Annotated in this window: 17 protein-coding genes; 10 read left to right on the forward strand and 7 right to left on the reverse strand. The window is 32.7% G+C overall.

Annotated features, from left to right (window positions below; all coding sequences use genetic code 11):
• A partial coding sequence (locus B3C18_RS01190) for an efflux RND transporter permease subunit (protein WP_291141088.1) occupies positions 1-1,332 on the reverse strand: 1,332 nt, incomplete at its 3' end.
• An 85-nt stretch (positions 1,333-1,417) separates the two neighbouring features.
• Positions 1,418-2,479: an efflux RND transporter periplasmic adaptor subunit gene (locus tag B3C18_RS01195; RefSeq protein ID WP_291141090.1), complete on the reverse strand. Its 1,062-nt coding sequence runs from the start codon at positions 2,477-2,479 to the stop codon at positions 1,418-1,420.
• Positions 2,480-3,049: 570 nt separating this feature from the next.
• On the opposite strand from B3C18_RS01195, the gene B3C18_RS01200 reads away from it, so the two are divergent.
• The 3 genes from B3C18_RS01200 to B3C18_RS01210 all read left to right on the forward strand — a co-directional run bounded on the left by B3C18_RS01200 (position 3,050) and on the right by B3C18_RS01210 (position 5,212).
• Positions 3,050-3,649 carry a TlpA family protein disulfide reductase gene (locus tag B3C18_RS01200; protein ID WP_291141093.1) on the forward strand — a complete coding sequence of 200 codons (600 nt, stop codon included), beginning with the start codon at positions 3,050-3,052 and terminating at the stop codon, positions 3,647-3,649.
• A gap of 30 nt (positions 3,650-3,679) precedes the next feature.
• Positions 3,680-4,534, forward strand: coding sequence for a hypothetical protein (locus tag B3C18_RS01205; protein WP_291141096.1), 855 nt, complete (start codon positions 3,680-3,682; stop codon positions 4,532-4,534).
• Between the two features lie 78 nt (positions 4,535-4,612).
• Positions 4,613-5,212 (forward strand): PAS domain-containing protein, encoded by a 600-nt coding sequence (locus B3C18_RS01210; protein WP_291141099.1) that lies wholly within the window; start codon positions 4,613-4,615, stop codon positions 5,210-5,212.
• Positions 5,213-5,502: 290 nt separating this feature from the next.
• Here the strand turns inward: B3C18_RS01210 and recG are convergent, their stop codons facing one another.
• Complete coding sequence (gene recG / locus B3C18_RS01215) at positions 5,503-7,611, reverse strand: ATP-dependent DNA helicase RecG (RefSeq protein ID WP_291141102.1); 2,109 nt, start codon at positions 7,609-7,611, stop codon at positions 5,503-5,505.
• Positions 7,612-7,842: 231 nt separating this feature from the next.
• Here recG and B3C18_RS01220 point away from each other — a divergent pair, with 231 nt between their 5' ends.
• Complete coding sequence (locus B3C18_RS01220) at positions 7,843-9,615, forward strand: hypothetical protein (protein WP_291141105.1); 1,773 nt, start codon at positions 7,843-7,845, stop codon at positions 9,613-9,615.
• A 47-nt stretch (positions 9,616-9,662) separates the two neighbouring features.
• Positions 9,663-10,202 carry a DUF1697 domain-containing protein gene (locus B3C18_RS01225; RefSeq protein ID WP_291141107.1) on the forward strand — a complete coding sequence of 180 codons (540 nt, stop codon included), beginning with the start codon at positions 9,663-9,665 and terminating at the stop codon, positions 10,200-10,202.
• A 2-nt stretch (positions 10,203-10,204) separates the two neighbouring features.
• Here the strand turns inward: B3C18_RS01225 and B3C18_RS01230 are convergent, their stop codons facing one another.
• Both B3C18_RS01230 and B3C18_RS01235 read right to left on the reverse strand, forming a co-directional pair.
• Positions 10,205-10,708 (reverse strand): hypothetical protein, encoded by a 504-nt coding sequence (locus tag B3C18_RS01230; protein WP_291141110.1) that lies wholly within the window; start codon positions 10,706-10,708, stop codon positions 10,205-10,207.
• A gap of 25 nt (positions 10,709-10,733) precedes the next feature.
• Positions 10,734-11,465, reverse strand: coding sequence for a diphthine--ammonia ligase (locus B3C18_RS01235; protein WP_291141264.1), 732 nt, complete (start codon positions 11,463-11,465; stop codon positions 10,734-10,736).
• A 94-nt stretch (positions 11,466-11,559) separates the two neighbouring features.
• Between B3C18_RS01235 and B3C18_RS01240 the strand changes: the two genes are divergently transcribed.
• Positions 11,560-11,712 (forward strand): hypothetical protein, encoded by a 153-nt coding sequence (locus B3C18_RS01240; RefSeq protein ID WP_291141112.1) that lies wholly within the window; start codon positions 11,560-11,562, stop codon positions 11,710-11,712.
• A gap of 110 nt (positions 11,713-11,822) precedes the next feature.
• Here the strand turns inward: B3C18_RS01240 and B3C18_RS01245 are convergent, their stop codons facing one another.
• Positions 11,823-12,509 carry a hypothetical protein gene (locus B3C18_RS01245; RefSeq protein ID WP_291141115.1) on the reverse strand — a complete coding sequence of 229 codons (687 nt, stop codon included), beginning with the start codon at positions 12,507-12,509 and terminating at the stop codon, positions 11,823-11,825.
• A 183-nt stretch (positions 12,510-12,692) separates the two neighbouring features.
• Here B3C18_RS01245 and B3C18_RS01250 point away from each other — a divergent pair, with 183 nt between their 5' ends.
• The 3 genes from B3C18_RS01250 to B3C18_RS01260 all read left to right on the forward strand — a co-directional run bounded on the left by B3C18_RS01250 (position 12,693) and on the right by B3C18_RS01260 (position 16,709).
• Entirely contained in the window at positions 12,693-14,753 is a 2,061-nt protein-coding gene (locus B3C18_RS01250) for a M1 family metallopeptidase (protein WP_291141117.1), read from the forward strand.
• 101 nt (positions 14,754-14,854) lie between these two features.
• Complete coding sequence (locus B3C18_RS01255) at positions 14,855-15,754, forward strand: patatin-like phospholipase family protein (RefSeq protein ID WP_291141120.1); 900 nt, start codon at positions 14,855-14,857, stop codon at positions 15,752-15,754.
• A gap of 22 nt (positions 15,755-15,776) precedes the next feature.
• Complete coding sequence (locus tag B3C18_RS01260) at positions 15,777-16,709, forward strand: hypothetical protein (protein ID WP_291141123.1); 933 nt, start codon at positions 15,777-15,779, stop codon at positions 16,707-16,709.
• A 4-nt stretch (positions 16,710-16,713) separates the two neighbouring features.
• On the opposite strand, the gene B3C18_RS01265 is transcribed toward B3C18_RS01260, so the two are convergent.
• Positions 16,714-17,235 carry a hypothetical protein gene (locus B3C18_RS01265; protein ID WP_053471407.1) on the reverse strand — a complete coding sequence of 174 codons (522 nt, stop codon included), beginning with the start codon at positions 17,233-17,235 and terminating at the stop codon, positions 16,714-16,716.
• A gap of 115 nt (positions 17,236-17,350) precedes the next feature.
• Between B3C18_RS01265 and B3C18_RS01270 the strand changes: the two genes are divergently transcribed.
• Entirely contained in the window at positions 17,351-18,118 is a 768-nt protein-coding gene (locus B3C18_RS01270) for a sulfite exporter TauE/SafE family protein (RefSeq protein ID WP_291141130.1), read from the forward strand.
• The last annotated feature ends 179 nt before the right edge of the window (positions 18,119-18,297 follow it).

Raw genomic sequence — 18,297 nt, forward strand, 5'->3', positions numbered from 1 at the left:
CGCAGCAAGTGTTACCGAAATCGAAATTACAGCATAGAAAATTTCATTAGAACCTTTAATAGCGGCTTCAATTGGCGACATTCCTTCTTCGACCTTTTTAAAGATATTTTCGGTAACTACAATTCCATCATCCACAACCAAACCTGTTGCCAAAACGATTGCTAATAAAGTCAATACGTTGATTGAAAATCCGAAAAGCCACATAATAAAGAAAGTAGCAATTAATGAAACGGGAATATCAATTAAAGGCCTGAACGCAATTGCCCAGTCTCTAAAGAAAAGGTAAATAATAATGATTACCAGAATGATCGAAATTCCTAAAGTTTCGGCAACTTCAAGTACCGATTTTTTTACAAACAGCGTATTGTCTAGTGCGATATTTAGTTTTATATCCTTTGGGAGATCCTTTTTTAAAGCATCATATTTTTTATAGAATTCTTTCGAAATATCAAGATAATTGGCTCCCGGCATTGGCACAATGGCTAAACCAATCATTGGTAGTCCAGAAGATGTCAAAGAAGTTTCGATATTTTCAGGCCCTAGTTCGGCACCGCCAACATCGCTCAAACGAACAATTTTTTCTCCGTCTGTTCGAATGATAATGTTATTAAATTCTTCTGGTTTAGAAAGATTTCCAATGGTTTTTACGGTCAATTCGGTATTGTTTCCGGTTAATTTTCCGGAAGGTAATTCTACGTTTTGTGCATTTAAGGCATCCCGAACATCAGAAACCGTACAGTTGTAAGCATTTAATTTTATCGGATCAATCCATAAACGCATGGCATAACGTTTTTGTCCCCAAATTTGAACCCCGCTTACTCCCGGAATGGTTTCTAAACGTTGTGAAATTACATTTTCGGCATAATCGCTTAGTTCTAAAGAACTTCGGGTATCGCTCTGAACCGTCATAGAAATAATAGATTCACTATCGGCATCGGCTTTAGAAACCACCGGTGGCGCATCAATATCCTGAGGTAAACTTCGAACAGCCTGCGAAACCTTGTCGCGAACATCATTTGCCGCTTCTTCCAGATTTTTATCCAGATTAAATTCGATGGTAATGTTACTGCTTCCCTGATTACTGGATGATGTTATGTTTCGAATTCCGTCAATTGCATTTACCGCTTTTTCAAGAGGTTCTGTAATTTGTGATTCTATAATATCAGAATTGGCTCCTGTATAATTGGTTCTAATGGAAACCTGCGCCGGGTCGATGGAAGGAAATTCTCGCACACCCAAAAAGGTATAACCAATAAAACCGAATAATATGATTAATAAATTCAGTACAATGGTTAAAACAGGTCTTCTTATACTTGTAGTTGATAAACTCATGTGTGATTTTAGATTTTAGAGTTCAGATTTTAGATTATTGTATGTGTTTATAAACTCATAACTCATAATCCATAACTCATAACTTTTATTTTTGAACTTTAACTTTTATTGGTGCTTCATTTTTTAATGACATAACACCGCTTGTTATTAAAGTATCTCCGGCTTTTAATCCTGATAAAATCAAAATAGAAGCATCAGTTCTTGTTGTTGCATCAACCATAACTTCTTTGGCTTTGCCCATATCTGCAATAAAAACTTTTTTACCGTCCTGAACAGGTATGATAGCCTGAGAAGGTACAACTATAGCATCTTTAATAATGTTTAATGGTAATTTTACATCGGCAAAAGTTCCGGGAAAAAGTTTTCCGTCTGTATTATCTGCGATAGCACGAATTTGTAATGTACGTGTTGCAACTGCAATTTCTGGCTCGATTGCGTAAATTTTTGCTGAATAGGTTTTATCAGATCCGGAAACATTAAAATCAATTATTGAACCGGATTTTACCTGCGCCGCATATTTCTCCGGAATAGAGAATGTAATTTTTAATTTTCCTGTATTAACCAATTTTGCTACTACAATTGTTGGTGTAATATAAGTTCCCGGTGAAATAGAACGTAAACCAACTTTTCCTGAAAATGGTGCTTTTACAGAAGTTTTAGATATTTGTGCTCTAATTAATTGACTTTGCGCCTGCGCCGAAGCATAATCTGCTCTTGCAACATCTGCTTCTTCCTGACTGATTGCTTCTTTTTGAAGTAAAAGTTTTGCTCTTCTTTCATTTTCTGCAGCTAAACCTTCTCTGGTTACGGCTTGTCTTAATTGTGCTTTTAATTCAATGTCATTTACTTTAAAAAGTACCTGACCTTTATTCACGTAAGTTCCTTCATTAAAATAAATACCTTCTACAATTCCCGAAACTTCACTGTGAATTTCAATTTGTTCGTTTGCTTCGATTGAACCTGATAATGATAAGTTGTTATCAAAAGTCGAAGTTTTAATAACAAGTCCGGTTACAGTTGTTGGCTTATCTTTATCGCCAGATTTTTTTGATTCGTCATTTTTTCCTTTATTGGATATTATTCGGTAAGTAATAAATCCTCCTAAAACGATGATTATCAAGGCGTAGATTAGGTGTTTTAATTTCATAAAATTTAGGTGAATGTTTTTTTGTTGTATGTTTTTATGCAACTAGCAAATTTAACTTTTTGTGATGAAACCAAAAGGCGTTAGCTTTTATTTAACACTTGGATTACAATAATTTCAAATCGTTTTCATGAGCTATAATGGCAAAAGTTTGCTTTTAGATATCGTTTTCAAGAAAAGGTTTAAATGTAGATGTTATTTTTTTAAATAATTCTTAACACCTGAAATGATTTTTACGCTATATATCTTGTAGTCAAAGAGATGTGATTTTTTTATTTCAAAGTTAAATTTAATGTTTTTGAATTTTATCTCGTTGCATCTTCAATGATTGCTCAGACTTCATAATTTTTTTTCGCTTTTGTCCGATTTTTTTTGCACTTTATCGAATTTATTTGTAACATTATTATGTTAAACAAAATGTCGATTTTATCAATGATACTTATAGTATACTGTAAGATTAGTTGTTAAAAAGTTGAGTTAGGTGTTGTTTTTTGAAGTTTTTACAGAAATTATTTAATAATTATATTAACAAGTGTTTATATTTTTTATTCTTAATTACTAAAAAAATAATATATGAAGAAAAAATTACTCTTAGCTTTATGGTTTACACTTTTATCATTTTCAATTGGCTATCTTTTTTGGCAGAATGAGTTTAAATATAGTCTGCCAACGCCAATTCCGAAGAATTATCATGCTATAGCAATGGGCGCAAAAATTGATTTGTCGCAATGCTGTGCATTTGATAATAAACCTGTTTTTTTTCACTTCTTTAATCCGGATTGCCCCTGCTCACGCTTCAATGTGCCGCATGTAAGTGACTTAATTAAAAAATATGGAGATAAAGTCAATTTTAAGATTGTGGTGTTAAACAAAAAGAAAACTTTTTCTATCGAAGAAATCCAGCAAAAATTTGGAGCAGCAATCCCGGTTTATTTTGATGAAGGCATCGCTCAAAAATGCGGTGTGATTTCGACTCCGCAGGCTGTTCTTTTGGATGCCGATCACAATTTATATTATCGTGGTAATTACAATAAAACAAGATATTGCACAGATGCTGAAAGTAATTACGCCCAAATGGCGATCGACTCGCTGTTAAAACAAAATATTTCGCCCTCATTTAATGCTTTAGCTCTTAGAGCTTACGGATGTTCGTTACCAAATTGCACTAAATAAAATCTATCACTAACTAAAATTTTTAAACCTATGAAAACAAAAGCCAGTTTAAATGAGCAAGATTATCTGCACAGTTTTATGTCGACTATGACACAAAAATCAGATATCATTATTAATTATGTTTTAGCCGTTTATTTTCTTCTCGGAATTGGATTATCTTTTAAATATGATACATTCGAAATTGGAGTAGGAGTTGGAACGCTGAACCTTTTGGCGTATTATTCGGCCAAGTTTTTTCTAAAAAATTCTAAATTTTATCAATACGTTTTGTCGGTTGTACTGGCAGTATTTATGGCGCAGTATATTTACCAAATGCACGGTTTATTCGAAATGCACTTTACAGTTTTCATTGCGAGTACGATTTTAATTATTTATCAAAACTGGAAACTGCAGATTCCATTAACGCTTCTGGTTGTGCTTCATCACGCTGGTTTGGCTTATTTGCAAAACTTCGTTTATAATGATGCAAACGGACTTCAGGTTTATTTTTCGCAGGTAAATTTTGATTTAGAAACACTTATAATTCATACTGTTTTGGCTGCTGTTGTATTTTTTATGAACGGTTATTGGGCTTATTATTTTAAAGAACACAGCCATAATCACATTTCTAAAATTTCTGATGAATACGAATTAGAAAACATGAAACTGGCTTCTGCTAAATACAGTTCATTATCTGCAACAAAAGAATACAACGATTTTATCCACAGAACAACTTTGGATTTAAAACTTCCGGTGAATTCTGTTTTAAAATTAATTGATGTTTCAAAAGGACACACGGATAATGACAAGCTTTTGACGTATTTGGATATGATGCGTGAAAGTGCCAAAAAAATTGATGATTTAGTAAATGATATTCATGTAAAATCGACTAATACCAGAAATTAAAAACTGTAAAAACCAACTTCCCAGGCAAACATTTTTACATGCACAATCAACCATTTATTAATTATTAGCAGCAAATTTATGGATACGAGATTTAACCGTCCAACGCCTTCTGACAGAGAAGTCGATTGGAATAAAAATAAAGTATTACTTAGTAAAACAGATAAAAACGGAACAATTCTTTATGCCAATGAAGATTTTATAGATGTCTCAGGATATGATGAATTTGAACTTGTAGGACAGCCTCACAATATTGTGAGGCATCCTGATATGCCAAAAGTGATTTTTAAATTCTTGTGGGACAGTATTAAATCAAGTGAAAATATCCATGTTATTATAAAAAATATGGCAAAAACTGGTCGTTATTACTGGGTTGTAACCGATTTTAAAATTATTGCCGATGCCGATGGAGATATTGTAGGCTATTTTGGAACCAGAAAATCGGTTCCCGAACCTCTCATTACAAAATTTATTGAACCATTATATAAAAAGCTTTTACAAATAGAAGAAACAAGCGGTTTAATCGCTTCCGAAGAATATTTGGTTGGCTTTTTAGAAGAGCGAAAAAAGACCTATATGGAATATATCGACCATTTAATCGCCACAGGAAAAGATGATAAAAACAAAGTAAGCAAAGGCTTATTCAGCGGTTTATTTGATAAAACTCCGCCCAAGAAATAGAAATAGTTTAATAAATATACTTCATTGCGTCGACGTAATATTCAAATCAAAAGTTTGCTCCCCAACAAATCTAATCACCTGAATATGTAAAACTTATTGATGCAGTGGAGTGTATTTTTTTTAAGATTCTAAGTTGCTAAGGTTCTAAGTGACTAAGTTTTTTTAGCTCCAAAGTAAAAAAGAAGATTTATCTTAAATAGAATTTAGTACCAAATTGTCATCCTGAGCGAAGTCGAAGGCTTATGAAAAAGAAAAACCTTAGAATCTTAGCATCTCAGAACCTTAGCATCTTACGAGATATAATTCCAAATATTTTTCTTCTTCGTCAATTCTATAAAAACCATTTTTAAAATAGCATGTTCTGGTTTTTGCAAAGGAGCGTCTTCTTTTAAAACTTTTAAGGCATAGTTTCGTGCCAAAGATAAAATATCACGATCGCGGACAATATCAGCTATTTGAAGATTTAAAACACCACTTTGCTGCGTTCCCATTAAATCTCCTGGGCCGCGAAGTTTAAGGTCGACTTCGGCGATTTCGAAACCGTCGTTCGTTTGCACCATTGTTTCCATTCTGGTTTTACTGTCGGCACTTAATTTGTGGCTGGTCATTAAGATGCAATAACTCTGTTCCGCGCCACGGCCCACACGTCCGCGTAGCTGGTGGAGTTGTGAGAGACCAAAACGTTCGGCACTTTCGATAATCATAACGCTGGCATTTGGCACATTTACACCAACCTCAATTACAGTTGTTGCAACCATAATATTGGTTTTTCCTTCAGAAAAACGTTTCATTTCGGCATCTTTATCCGCAGGTTTCATTTTTCCGTGCAGAATCGAAATCGAATATTGCGGCAGCGGAAAATCTCTTGAAATACTTTCATAACCGTCCATTAAATCCTTATAATCCATTTTTTCAGATTCCTGAATTAACGGATATACAATATAAATCTGTCTTCCTTTGGCAATTTCGTCACGCAGGAATTTCCATACTTTTAAGCGGTTACTATCAAAACGATGTGCGGTTTCTATAGGTTTTCTTCCAGGTGGTAATTCATCAATTACAGAAATATCTAAATCTCCGTATAAACTCATCGCCAAAGTCCTCGGAATTGGCGTTGCCGTCATAACCAAAACGTGCGGCGGAATATCATTTTTCTTCCACAATTTTGATCGTTGTTCTACACCAAAACGATGCTGCTCATCAATAACAGCCAAACCTAAACTTTGAAATTTTACTTTATCTTCTAACAAAGCGTGAGTTCCAATCAAAATCTGCAGATTTCCATTTTCAAGTTCTTCATGAATAATTTTTCTTTCAGAAGTTTTAGTCGAACCTGTTAATATTTTGATGTTGATGTTTAACGTATTAGCAAATTCAGACAATCCGATAAAATGCTGATTTGCCAGAATTTCTGTCGGCGCCATTAAACACGCCTGAAAACCATTATCTATCGCCAAAAGCATGCTCATAAAAGCCACAATCGTTTTTCCCGATCCAACATCTCCTTGAAGTAATCGGTTCATTTGGGCGTTACTTCCCATATCGGAGCGGATTTCTTTGATAACCCTTTTTTGAGCATTTGTCAAATCAAACGGAAGATGATTTTGATAAAAATGATTAAAAAGTTCACCCACTTTTGTAAACGGATGTCCTTTTATTTTATGCTTTCTGATTAGGTTTTTAGTGATTAATTGTAATTGAATAAAAAACAATTCTTCAAATTTTAATCGGAATTGGGCTTTCGCCAAAGCATCTGCACTTTTGGGAAAATGTATATTAAATAAAGCCGCTCTTTTCGGAATCAGCTTTAATTCTTCAATTAAATAAGGCGGGAAAGTTTCGGTAAACAAAGCCTGAGTTTCAATAAATAATTGTTCCATCATTTTATTGATCGTTCGATTTGAAATTCCGCGATTTGTCAGCGTTTCTGTAGAAGGATAAACCGGCTGCATAGCAGAACGAAGGCTTTTTTCGTGTTCGCTTAACAACTCTATTTCCGGATGCGCCATACTAAATTGGCTTCCGTACAAAGAACATTTTCCAAAAATAACAAGCTGTTCGTTTAGTTTTAAACTTTCGCGAATCCATTTATGGCCCTGAAACCAGTTCAGTTCAATCATTCCCGTTTCATCAACAAAACTGGCAACCAAACGTTTTTTGTTTTTGGCAAATTCAACCGTTTTTATGTTGATGATTTTTCCAACAATCTGAACCTCAGTTCCTGTATTCTGCAGTTCATTAATCTTATAATAACGCGTCCTGTCAATATATCGATTGGGATAAAAATTGACTAAATCTCCGTATTTATGAATTCCCAATTCCTTACGAAGCAATTGACCGCGACTTGGGCCAACACCTTTTAAGTATTCGATAGGGGTTTCGAGGAGATTATTAGACATGCAGGGATTTTAGATTTTAGACTTTAGATTGTTGATTTTAAATTTTAGAAGCATGAGAATAGATTTTAGTCTATTTTCTTTATTCTATTTTCTTTTCTCTTTCCTCTTTTTTCTTTCAAAAAGCGAAGATAGATTTTAATTACATAATTTGAAAATCTGAAATATTGATATTACCATTTTAATAAATAAAGATAATTCTTAGATTTGTTTTAAATATAAGCCACTAAGAAAATGAATAAAGAAGAAAAAGTTCCTTTTGAAACTATTGAATTTGCAGGTGTTACATTTAAAGTAATTAATAGATACGAAGCCCATACTATTATTGGAGATCTTACCGATTTTAGCGGTGAAAAAATCTATAATGTTTTTGAAGATGCCTGGCGTTTTCCTGATTATGAAGAAAATCCAATATTTTTATTAGCAGAAAATGATGTGGAAATGGATTCCTTCGAAATGGATTTCACTACAGAAGAACATCAGGATATTTTTATTCTTGGATTTATATTTAAAGGAAATCTGAATGTTACCAAACTCATAAGTTCTTTTGATACAGATAATTCTCCTGCATTAATTGTTTTAGGAGAAACTAAAACGGTCAATATTACTTTATTTGGAAGCGTTCATTATTTAGGCGGAGGCTTAAAATGTGATACTATTATTGGTGAATATAATCACGGAGAACTTTTTGTAAAAGGCGATGTTACAGCGTGGTTGATTTACAGCGACGATATGATAATGCATTTTGAGCGTTTTACAGATGTTCAGGCGATTGTGAGTGTAAACAGACCAGATATAATGATTTGTAGCAACCTGAGTGATGCTGACGGCAATATAATTACAATTGATAACTACTTTCCATCCACTCATAAATTATCTGATATTGTCGACGATTCTTTCATCGAACATACAAAATATGGAACTGAAATACTAGGGAATAATTACCACGAAGATGTTTTTAAAGAAGGACTTTCAATCCTTGATTATGATAAAAAAGAAAAATATATGTATACTGATTTTAGGAGTCAGTTTATAAATATGGTGGAAGTTTTGTCTCAATTAGAATATGTAAAACACATTGGCAGAATTAGTAAAAAGAGCGGTACAAACGAATATTCGTTTATTCCGTTTACTTATGAAGGAAAAAAATACAGTCAGATTTCTGAAGAAATTGGAAATGGTTTTAATATAAAAATGCGTGCTTTATGGTGTCATGATGATGAAGAAATCACGTTAGTTCTAGAATATCTTGATGAAGATGGAGACACGAAATACCAATGGGCAAATAATGAAACTGCGCCAGGAATAGAAATGTTTACTGTTAAATGTGCTGCATTAGAAGCTTTTGAAGTATTGACAGCAGAGCCTTCTGAAGAAGATGAAGACGACGATGAAGAAACTGAATATCAGGAATATGATAATAGTTTTTCTTTAGAAGAATATTCGGTTCAGTTTGGCAATTATGCTTTACCCGAAGATTTAGTAAAATTATATGAATTTGATCAAAAGTATGGATCTGAAACCTATTCAGAATGTTTTGGGTTATTAATATATGATGATAAAACCGGAATAAAAACTTGGTCTGAAAAGGAAGAATTCTATAATAGTTTTATTGAATTTGCAGGCGCAAACGGTTCAGGAAGTTCTTATGCGTACTGGCTTATTGATAAAAATTTAAATAATTGTCCGATAGTGGTTTTTGGCGACGAAGGCGGAATTCATGTTGTAGCCGAAAATACACGTAAATTAATTCATCTTTTAACTCTTGATACCGAAGTTTCAGTCGATTTTGACAACGCTTATTTCTATAAAGATGAAGAATATTATGAAGAGAATGAAAATAAAGAAGAGTTTCAGCAATGGGTTAAAAAGGAATTTGGTTTAAATGCAATAGAATCAAACGAAAAAACGGATGAAATCGTAGACGAAGCAAAAGCAAAGTATAAAAAACAACTCAACGATTTTTTAATCAAATTCGATATTGAAATTGGTGAAGATGAAGAATAGTTCTCGTAATCATAAATGAATATTTATCTTTGACTAAAATTTAAAAAATGACAACACACTTAGCACTTCTTCGCGGAATCAATGTTTCTGGTCACAATATGATCAAAATGGACGCTTTGAAAACAATGCTTGAAAATATTGGTTTTCAAAACGTTCGTACTTATCTGCAATCCGGAAATGTTTTTGTAGATAGTGAAGAAGATGCTGCAAAAGTGGGTTTTATGATCAAACAGGAAATTTTTAAGGTTTTTGGGCATGAAGTTCCCGCCATTGTAATTGCAAAAAAGGATTTAGAATTGTGTTTTGCAAACAATCTTTATTTGAAGGAAAAAGATATAGATATCAAAAAACTTTATATTGTTTTTGTTGCGATTGCTTTAAAGAAAGAAAGCATACATGATTTAAAAATCAGTCAGTTTAAACCAGACGAAGCAACTATTGACGATAACAGAATTTATATTAAATATGCTGTTGGCGCAGGAAAAACAAGACTGGAATTGAAATACATAGAGAAAAAACTCAATGTAATTGGCACAATGCGAAACTTGAATACGGTCACGAATTTGCTAGCAATGTATGAAGAATAGAATTAATCCCGCATCCATTTTTGCATTGCTGGAAAAGCCGCTTTTCCTTCTTTAGCAGCAAGTTCATTTCCCAGACATAAACCCATCCATTCCAAAAGAGGTAATCCGATGTAATTTTCATTGCTAAAATTTGAAATTAACCAATCAGAATCATTTTTATATCCATTAGGGTGAAATATAAATTCTAACGGTAAATTCAAATATTTGGCTGCGGCAAATGACCAAAGAATAGCCGCAATTTCTTCTCCGTGAGTAGGCCATTCAGAAGAAATTTCATCTGTACCTATTAATTTTCTTTCTATAGAAGTTGTAACGGCAAGATGTCCGGCTTCATGTAAAATATCTCCGGGATATAGTAAATTATTATAATCAATATAAATGCAATTTGGCCCTAAATCCAATCCGGGTAAAAAAGTTGTACCCAATTCTTTTTCAACTATATTGATGTTAATTTCATTTAAAAACTGAAGTACTTTTTTTACTTCGTAACTTTCTTGCAAAGACATATAAATTTGCTTTTACATTGAACAATTAAATAAGATCACAATACCAAAATCCATAATCAAAAGCATCTGTAGCATTTGTGTCGCAGGCTTTATTGGATGAATCTTGACTTTTTGGTTTTTCATATTTTCGATAAACAATTTCTCCAATTTTAAAATTTATAGGTTTTGAAAAAATTGGCCCATCAAATGTAAAAGTATGAAATTCTCCATTTTCTCCGCAAACATCAACGTTTTCAGGTAAATCATTTATGAAATCCTGATCGATAATTCGGCCGACAAAACTTTTATCTAAATATCTTTCGTTTACACAAACCACAATCGTTTTAAATCCAAGCGAAATAAATTCCTGAATTAAATCGTGAGTTGGGATTTTCCAAATAGGGAAAACACCTTCAAAACCTATTCTCGACAATTGTTCTTCACGATATTTTCGTAAATCTTCCAGAAAAATATCTCCAAAAACAGAATATGTAATTCCTTCGTTTTTTAATTCAGTCAAGGTTTCTGTCATTACGGTTTCATAAACTTCCATTGTTGGCATTTCCGGAACCTGCATAATTTTTAATGGAATTCCGATGCTTTCTGCCTGTGCCTGTAATAATTCAACACGAACTCCGTGCATTGAAATTCGCTGATATTGCTGATTCACGCTTGTTAATAAACATTCGATTTTAAATTCAGGATTTTGAAGAATTTTGTATAATGTTAGTGCAGAATCTTTTCCGCTGCTCCAGTTAAATAAGGCTTTTTTAGGTATAGACACGTTGGGTTATTTTTGTGTGGTAAACTTACAAATTTCATTCGATTTGTTGGTGGAACCTTTGTAACTTTGGGCTTTTACACGCCAATTTATGACATTATATAAGGACAAATTAAAAATTGATTCCAATCGATTGAGAGATTGGGATTATTCTAGTGAAGCAGTTTATTTCATTACGATGGTTACAAAAGACAGAGAATGCATTTTTGGATCTGTTGAAGATGGAAAAATGATTTTAAATTAAAATGGAAAGATTGTGGAGAATGAGCTTTTGAAATCGATAAAAATTCGCAAAAATTGGTTTTTCCATAATTGGATTGTGATGCCAAATCATATTCATTTGTTGATTGAAATTCAGGGAAATATGGAAACACGGGTTGAAACGTCACAAATTAAAACGTCGCAGATTAACACATCGCATATTGTAGAGACGCACAGCAGTGCGTCTACGTCCAGCATATCCACAACGAATGAAACGCAATCTTTGTCGACAACCTTTGCGGAGACGCACTGCTGTGCATCTCTACAGAGCCAATCGTTATCGAAATTATCAAATGAACCGTTGCCGGAATTATCAAATGAATCGAATTTAAACGCACAAATTAACACATCGCATATCGTAGAGACGCACAGCAGTGCGTCTACGTCCGGCACATCCACAACGAATGAACCCCAATCTTTGTCGACAATCTTTGCGGAGACGCACTGCTGTGCGTCTCTACAGAACCAATCTGTGTCGCAATTATCAAACGAATCGTTGCCGAAATTACTAAATGAATCAAATTTAAACACGCAGATTACAACATCACAAATTAACACATCGCATATTGTAGAGACGCACAGCAGTGCGTCTACGTCCGGCACATCCACAACGAATGAACCCCAATCTTTGTCGACATACTTTGCGGAGACACACTGCTGTGCGCCTCTACAGAACCAATCATTATCAAAATTATCAAACGAATCGTTATCAAATTCATCAAACCAATCTTTGTCAAAATTTGCGAACGAACCAAATTTGTCCCGTAAACCCAATTCCATTTCATCATTTGTTGCTATTTTTAAATCGGTTACAACGAAACAAATCAATGGTTTTGAAACAATTTGGCAGCAAAACTATCACGATCATATTGTTAGAAATTACAAAACATTTGAAACAATTTATGATTATATTAAAAATAATCCAATATCTTGGGATACGGATTCTATAAATTCACAATTGCAATGAAATACATTTTCTTTTTTATAACCACTTTCGTTTTTGCACAGCAAACCAAATATGTTGATTTTAAATCGGTTTCGGGACAATTAAATATCGTTGATTCCCAAAAAATAATTTACGGACAAGTAGATTATAATTTTGAGGTTTTACAGCCGATTGATACCATAAAAATCGATGCCAAAAACATGCAGTTTACCAATGTTCAAATTGATGGAAAAGATGTGATTTTTATTAATACAAACAAAGAACTACAAATAATCAACAATTTTCAGAAAGGAAATAATCATCTGACTTTCAGTTACAACGCAAAACCAAAACAAGCCTTATATTTTGTAGATATTGAAAATAATGATATTCAAATCTGGACACAAGGGCAGGGAAGATACACCAGCAATTGGTTTCCAAGTTTTGATGATGTAAATGAAAAGGTAATTTTCAATCTCGGAATAACTTATAAAAAAGAATATCAGGTCGTTTCAAACGGAGTTTTAAAAAGCAAAACAGAGAAAGAAAATCTGATGCATTGGCAATACCAAATGGAAAACCCAATGAGTTCTTATTTATTGGTGCTTTCTATTGGAAAATATGATAAAAAGCAATTTACTTCGAAATCTAAAGTTCCGTTAGAATATTATATCGAAAACAAAGATGCATCTCGTTTTGAACCAACATATCGTTATTCAAAGCGAATTTTTGATTTTTTGGAAAAAGAAATTGGAGTAAAATATCCGTGGAAAGTTTTCAGACAGATTCCGGTTCGGGATTTTTTATATGGCGGAATGGAAAATACAACAACTACACTTTTTACCACACGTTATGTAGTGGATGATATTGGTTTTACAGATCGAAATTATGCTAATGTTGATGCACATGAACTGGCGCATCATTGGTTTGGAGATTTAATTACAGCCGAAAGCAGCACACATCACTGGCTTCAGGAAGGTTTTGCAACTTATTATGCGTTATTGGCTGAAAGAAACATTTTTGGAGACGATTATTTTTATGCCAAATTATACGATACGGCACAGCAGATAAAATTTGCTTCAAGAACTGACACTATTCCGGTTTTGAATGGAAAAGCAAGTTCGCTGACTTTTTATGAAAAAGGAGCGTGGGCACTTTTCGTTTTGCATGAATCTATTGGCGACAAAGCTTTTAAAAAAGCAGTTAAAAGTTATTTGAACAAATATGCATTCAAAAATGTAAACACAGAGAATTTCTTTGATGAAATTAAAAAAGTTTCAGATTTTGATTTGGTTCAGTTTCAGAAAACCTGGTTGGAATCTACAGCTTTCGATACGCCGACAGCCAATGCTTTATTGAGTAAAAACAATGCAATTAAAGTACGTTTAGAAGTTGATAAATTAAAGAAAACGCCTTTAAAAGAAAAGATTGATTTCTTTAATAAAACCATGGATTCAGATGTTCATCATTCAGTAAAAGAAGCAATTATTTCGCAATTGCAAACTGAAAAATACGAAGATAAAAAAGAGTTACTACTAAAAGCTTTGCATCAAAATAATGTGCCGCTACGCCAGACTTTAGCAGAAACTTTATCAAAAATCCCAGAAGATTTTAGAACAGAATATGAAACACTTCTCGACGATAAATCATATCAAACACAAGAAGTTGCCTTGTTTTATCTATGGAATAACTTCCCAAGTCATAGAAAAGAATATCTCGATAAATCTAAAAACTGGATTGGTTTTAATGATTATAACCTTCGTACATTGTGGCTTTCGCTTGCTTTGTCTACTCCGGATTACAGCAGTAATTCTGAGGAATTGATAACTGAATTAATTTCTTTTTCGACAACAAAATACGAAGCAACTACACGCCAGAATGCATTAGAAAAATTAATTGCTTTTAAGTTTATTAACGATGAAGTTTTAACCAATTTGGTTAACGCTACAACGCACCATATGTGGCAGTTTTCTAAATTTGGAAGAGATTCGATTAGGATTTTATTAAAAAATTCAGAAATGCGTGCTTCATTTAATAGAATTTTACCTAATTTGACCCCCGATGAACAGTTTCAATTGAATCGTTTATTAAAAGAATAGAAAATAGAGAATAGAAGAAAGAAAATAGATTTGTAAGTAAGTCTATATTCTATTTTCTTTCCTCTATTCTCTAACCAAAAACAAAACCTACTTTATATTTTATGAGAGCATTAGTTATTTCTGGTGGTGGAAGTAAAGGCGCCTTTGCCGGAGGAGTTGCACAGTATTTAATAGAAGAAAAACGACATGAATACGATTTATTTATAGGAACATCTACAGGAAGTTTACTTATCCCGCATTTAGCTCTCGGTCATATCAAAAAAATACATTCCGTTTATACAAATGTTACGATGTCCAGTATTTTTAATATTTGCCCATTTGTAGTAAAAGTAAAAGAAGGAGTAGATATCGTGACGATTAATCACTTTAATGTACTTCGTCAGTTTTTTAAGGGAAAGAGGACTTTTGGCGAAAGCAAAGGTTTAAAGAAATACATTCGAAATAACTTTTCGCTCTCTGATTTCAATAACCTTAAAAAAATGAATAATGACGTAATTATCACGGTCACCAATTTCACTAAAAACGAGTCAGAATACAAATCAGTAAAAGATTGCAGTTATGAAGAGTTTTGTGATTGGTCTTGGATCTCCAGTAATTATGTTCCATTTATGAGTTTGGTTTCAAAAAACAATTACGAATATGGAGATGGCGGGTTTTCAAGTTTAGTTCCAATTCGTGAAGCTATCAATCGCGGTGCAACTGAAATCGATGTTATTATTTTAGAAACAGAAGTCAATACAAGCAAAATGGTTATTGGTAAAAATCCATTTTCATTAATGATTGATTTGTTCCGAATTGCCTTAGATCAGGTTGAAAAACATGATATTGCTATAGGAAAACTTATGGCAAACACTAAAGATGTGAAACTTAATTTATATTACACTCCCACAAAACTAACCGATAATGCACTAATTTTCAACAAAGAAATAATGAAAGAATGGTGGAAACAAGGTTACGAATATGCTCAGAATAAGTCTGAGGTTATGAGTGATAATAGGTAGTTTTAAAACAGAAATATAAAGAATGAAAAAATATTACGGAATTATATTTGCAGTAATTTATGCGTTGATTTTTAGAGTTTTAGTTGAATTCAATATTCTCGAAATTAATTCGATAGTTTATCTAATTTTAGTTCCAATTGTAATGGGCTATCTTCCTTTTTTATTAGATCCGGAAGCTTTTATAAATAGTGGATTCAGGGTAGTTTCCTTTCCGATAGCGGGTACAATTTTGTTTTTAATTATCGCTTTTGTAAGCCGATTAGAAGATATAGGTTGTTTTTTTATTTTATTTATTCCGTATCTAATTGTTTCTTTATTGGTAAGCTTAATTATTCGTTATTTCATTAAAGTCAAGATAGATTATGATAGAAAAAGTGTAAAAAGAAGTACTTTATTTTTATTCATAATTCCCATAATTTTTGGAAATCTTGAAAAGTATGCAGAGAAAAAAGAAGCTAATTATCAAATTTCAAATACCATAATTATTAACACTCCAAAAGAGGTTGTGTGGGGTAATTTATTTTCGGTTCCGGAACTAACAAATTATATCGACAATTCAGTTTATAATTATTTAGGTTTTCCAAATCCGATAAAATCAGAATATAATCCTGATACAAATGTAAGATTAGGATATTTTAATAACGGAATAATATTAAACGAGAAAGTTATTAAAGAAGAAAAGTTTAAAAAATTATCTTTTAGTATCAACGTTAAAGAATCAAAATTTGACGACAGTCCAACTTTTAGGCACATTCTTAAAAAAGAAAATTTAGTTTTTAATTCCATAACTTACAATCTAGAAGCAGTTAGTGAATCAAAAACTAAATTAACTCTTGTATGCGATTATAAAATGAAAACTAATATTCTGTTATATGGGGAATATTGTTCTAAAAATATAATTTCAGATTTTGAGAATAAATTGTTACACGCTTTAAAGAAACGAATAGAACAATAAAATTCTACCAAAGTTCTGCAACCTCGTTTTTAATATAACCTAAAGCAGCATTACTTGGAGATTGTTTTTCTAAAAGTTCATTCAAAATAACTTCACGAAGTTTATCTGCGCTGTCAACACGGTCGCTCATGGCAGCTTTACGAATCATTTGAATTGTTGAGTTTTTTGCAGTTGTAATAATTGTCCAGCATTCATCAGACATATAAATTTGCTGCGTTAAATTGTGCTCGAATTCTTGTTCGATTTGGTCGATTACAAAGTTTTCGTAATCATGTTTATCGTGTGAAATTGGAGTGATTCTGATTAATAATTTTGTCAAATTAATACGCTCTAAAAATAAAGTCATACGCTCGTAAGCTTGTAAACGTATCGGAAGTGATTCTTTATGCGCTTGTCTGTTCAACAAAAAAGCACGCTTTTTATCATTGTTTTTAATATGCAGTTCAAAAAAACTGTAGGCTACAAATCCGGTAACAATGGCAGGTAAAGTATAACTTGCTAATTCTATAATTCTTGTAAAATCCATTTGGGTAAATTTTTTTAGCAAAAATATACTTTTTGACGAGAAATCCACTTTAAATTTACACGAATAAACAAATTGTAAAACTTACTTTTGCAACTTGTTTTTTAATACACTTTTAATGGATTCATACATAATACTTTTTCTTTGCCTAGCAGCTTTTGCGGCAGGATTTATTGATGCAATAGTGGGCGGCGGCGGATTAATCCAAACACCAATGGGATTAATTTTATTGCCTAATCTTCCTGTTTCAACTGTAATTGGAACTTTAAAAATCCCTGCTTTTAGCGGAACAGCTTTTGCGGCTTTTCAATATCTGAAAAAGGTAGTTATTCAATGGAAATTGCTTTTGATTATGATGTGTTTAGCAGTTCCGTCGGCATTTTTGGGATCTACTATTTTGACACTTGTAAGCAATGATTTTATGAAACCGCTTTTGCTTGTCGTTTTGTCGTTATTGTTTATATATACATACGTAAAGAAAAATTTCGGACAGCATGTTGCAAAAGATCATTCTGCAACAACTCAAATAATTTATGCAGTTGTCATTAGTATAATTGTTGGCTTCTACGACGGATTTATTGGTCCGGGAACAGGAAGTTTTTTCGTTGTAGCATTTATTGCGCTTTTAGGTTTTGATTTTTTGCACGCTTCCGCGAATGCTAAAATGGTAAATCTGGCAACGAATTTCGGTTCAATTTGTTTGTTTATGATAAAAGGAAAAATCATCTGGACAATCGCAATCCCGATGGCAGTAAGTAACGGACTTGGCGGCTGGCTTGGAGCAAAACTCGCAATCAATAAAGGAAATGGCTTTATTAGAATTTTCTTTTTGATTGTGGTTGTGGGAACTTTGATCCGCTTTGCTTACGACGTTTTCTATAAGTAGTTTTTTTAAACCATATAAGTTATATAAGGAATTATAAGCTGCACTTTGAAAAGATTTTGAAAATCTAGGCCATATAAGCGTTACTGGTTTTGTTTAAGTTACAGAATTAAATGAACTTATATCACTTATATGGTTCAAAAAAAACTTAGCATCTCAGAACCTTAGTATCTTAGGAACTT

The organism is Flavobacterium sp. UBA7680 (genome assembly GCF_002482975.1).
In the GTDB taxonomy this organism is placed as follows: Bacteria; Bacteroidota; Bacteroidia; order Flavobacteriales; family Flavobacteriaceae; genus Flavobacterium.

Bases quoted from the DNA above. Each gene is read 5' to 3' on its own strand.
- B3C18_RS01195 (WP_291141090.1), bottom strand. From the start codon at position 2,479: ATGAAATTAAAACACCTAATCTACGCCTTGATAATCATCGTTTTAGGA.
- B3C18_RS01200 (WP_291141093.1), top strand. From the start codon at position 3,050: ATGAAGAAAAAATTACTCTTAGCTTTATGGTTTACACTTTTATCATTT.
- B3C18_RS01205 (WP_291141096.1), top strand. From the start codon at position 3,680: ATGAAAACAAAAGCCAGTTTAAATGAGCAAGATTATCTGCACAGTTTT.
- B3C18_RS01210 (WP_291141099.1), top strand. From the start codon at position 4,613: ATGGATACGAGATTTAACCGTCCAACGCCTTCTGACAGAGAAGTCGAT.
- recG (WP_291141102.1), bottom strand. From the start codon at position 7,611: ATGTCTAATAATCTCCTCGAAACCCCTATCGAATACTTAAAAGGTGTT.
- B3C18_RS01220 (WP_291141105.1), top strand. From the start codon at position 7,843: ATGAATAAAGAAGAAAAAGTTCCTTTTGAAACTATTGAATTTGCAGGT.
- B3C18_RS01225 (WP_291141107.1), top strand. From the start codon at position 9,663: ATGACAACACACTTAGCACTTCTTCGCGGAATCAATGTTTCTGGTCAC.
- B3C18_RS01230 (WP_291141110.1), bottom strand. From the start codon at position 10,708: ATGTCTTTGCAAGAAAGTTACGAAGTAAAAAAAGTACTTCAGTTTTTA.
- B3C18_RS01240 (WP_291141112.1), top strand. From the start codon at position 11,560: ATGACATTATATAAGGACAAATTAAAAATTGATTCCAATCGATTGAGA.
- B3C18_RS01245 (WP_291141115.1), bottom strand. From the start codon at position 12,509: ATGGAATTGGGTTTACGGGACAAATTTGGTTCGTTCGCAAATTTTGAC.
- B3C18_RS01250 (WP_291141117.1), top strand. From the start codon at position 12,693: ATGAAATACATTTTCTTTTTTATAACCACTTTCGTTTTTGCACAGCAA.
- B3C18_RS01255 (WP_291141120.1), top strand. From the start codon at position 14,855: ATGAGAGCATTAGTTATTTCTGGTGGTGGAAGTAAAGGCGCCTTTGCC.
- B3C18_RS01260 (WP_291141123.1), top strand. From the start codon at position 15,777: ATGAAAAAATATTACGGAATTATATTTGCAGTAATTTATGCGTTGATT.
- B3C18_RS01265 (WP_053471407.1), bottom strand. From the start codon at position 17,235: ATGGATTTTACAAGAATTATAGAATTAGCAAGTTATACTTTACCTGCC.
- B3C18_RS01270 (WP_291141130.1), top strand. From the start codon at position 17,351: ATGGATTCATACATAATACTTTTTCTTTGCCTAGCAGCTTTTGCGGCA.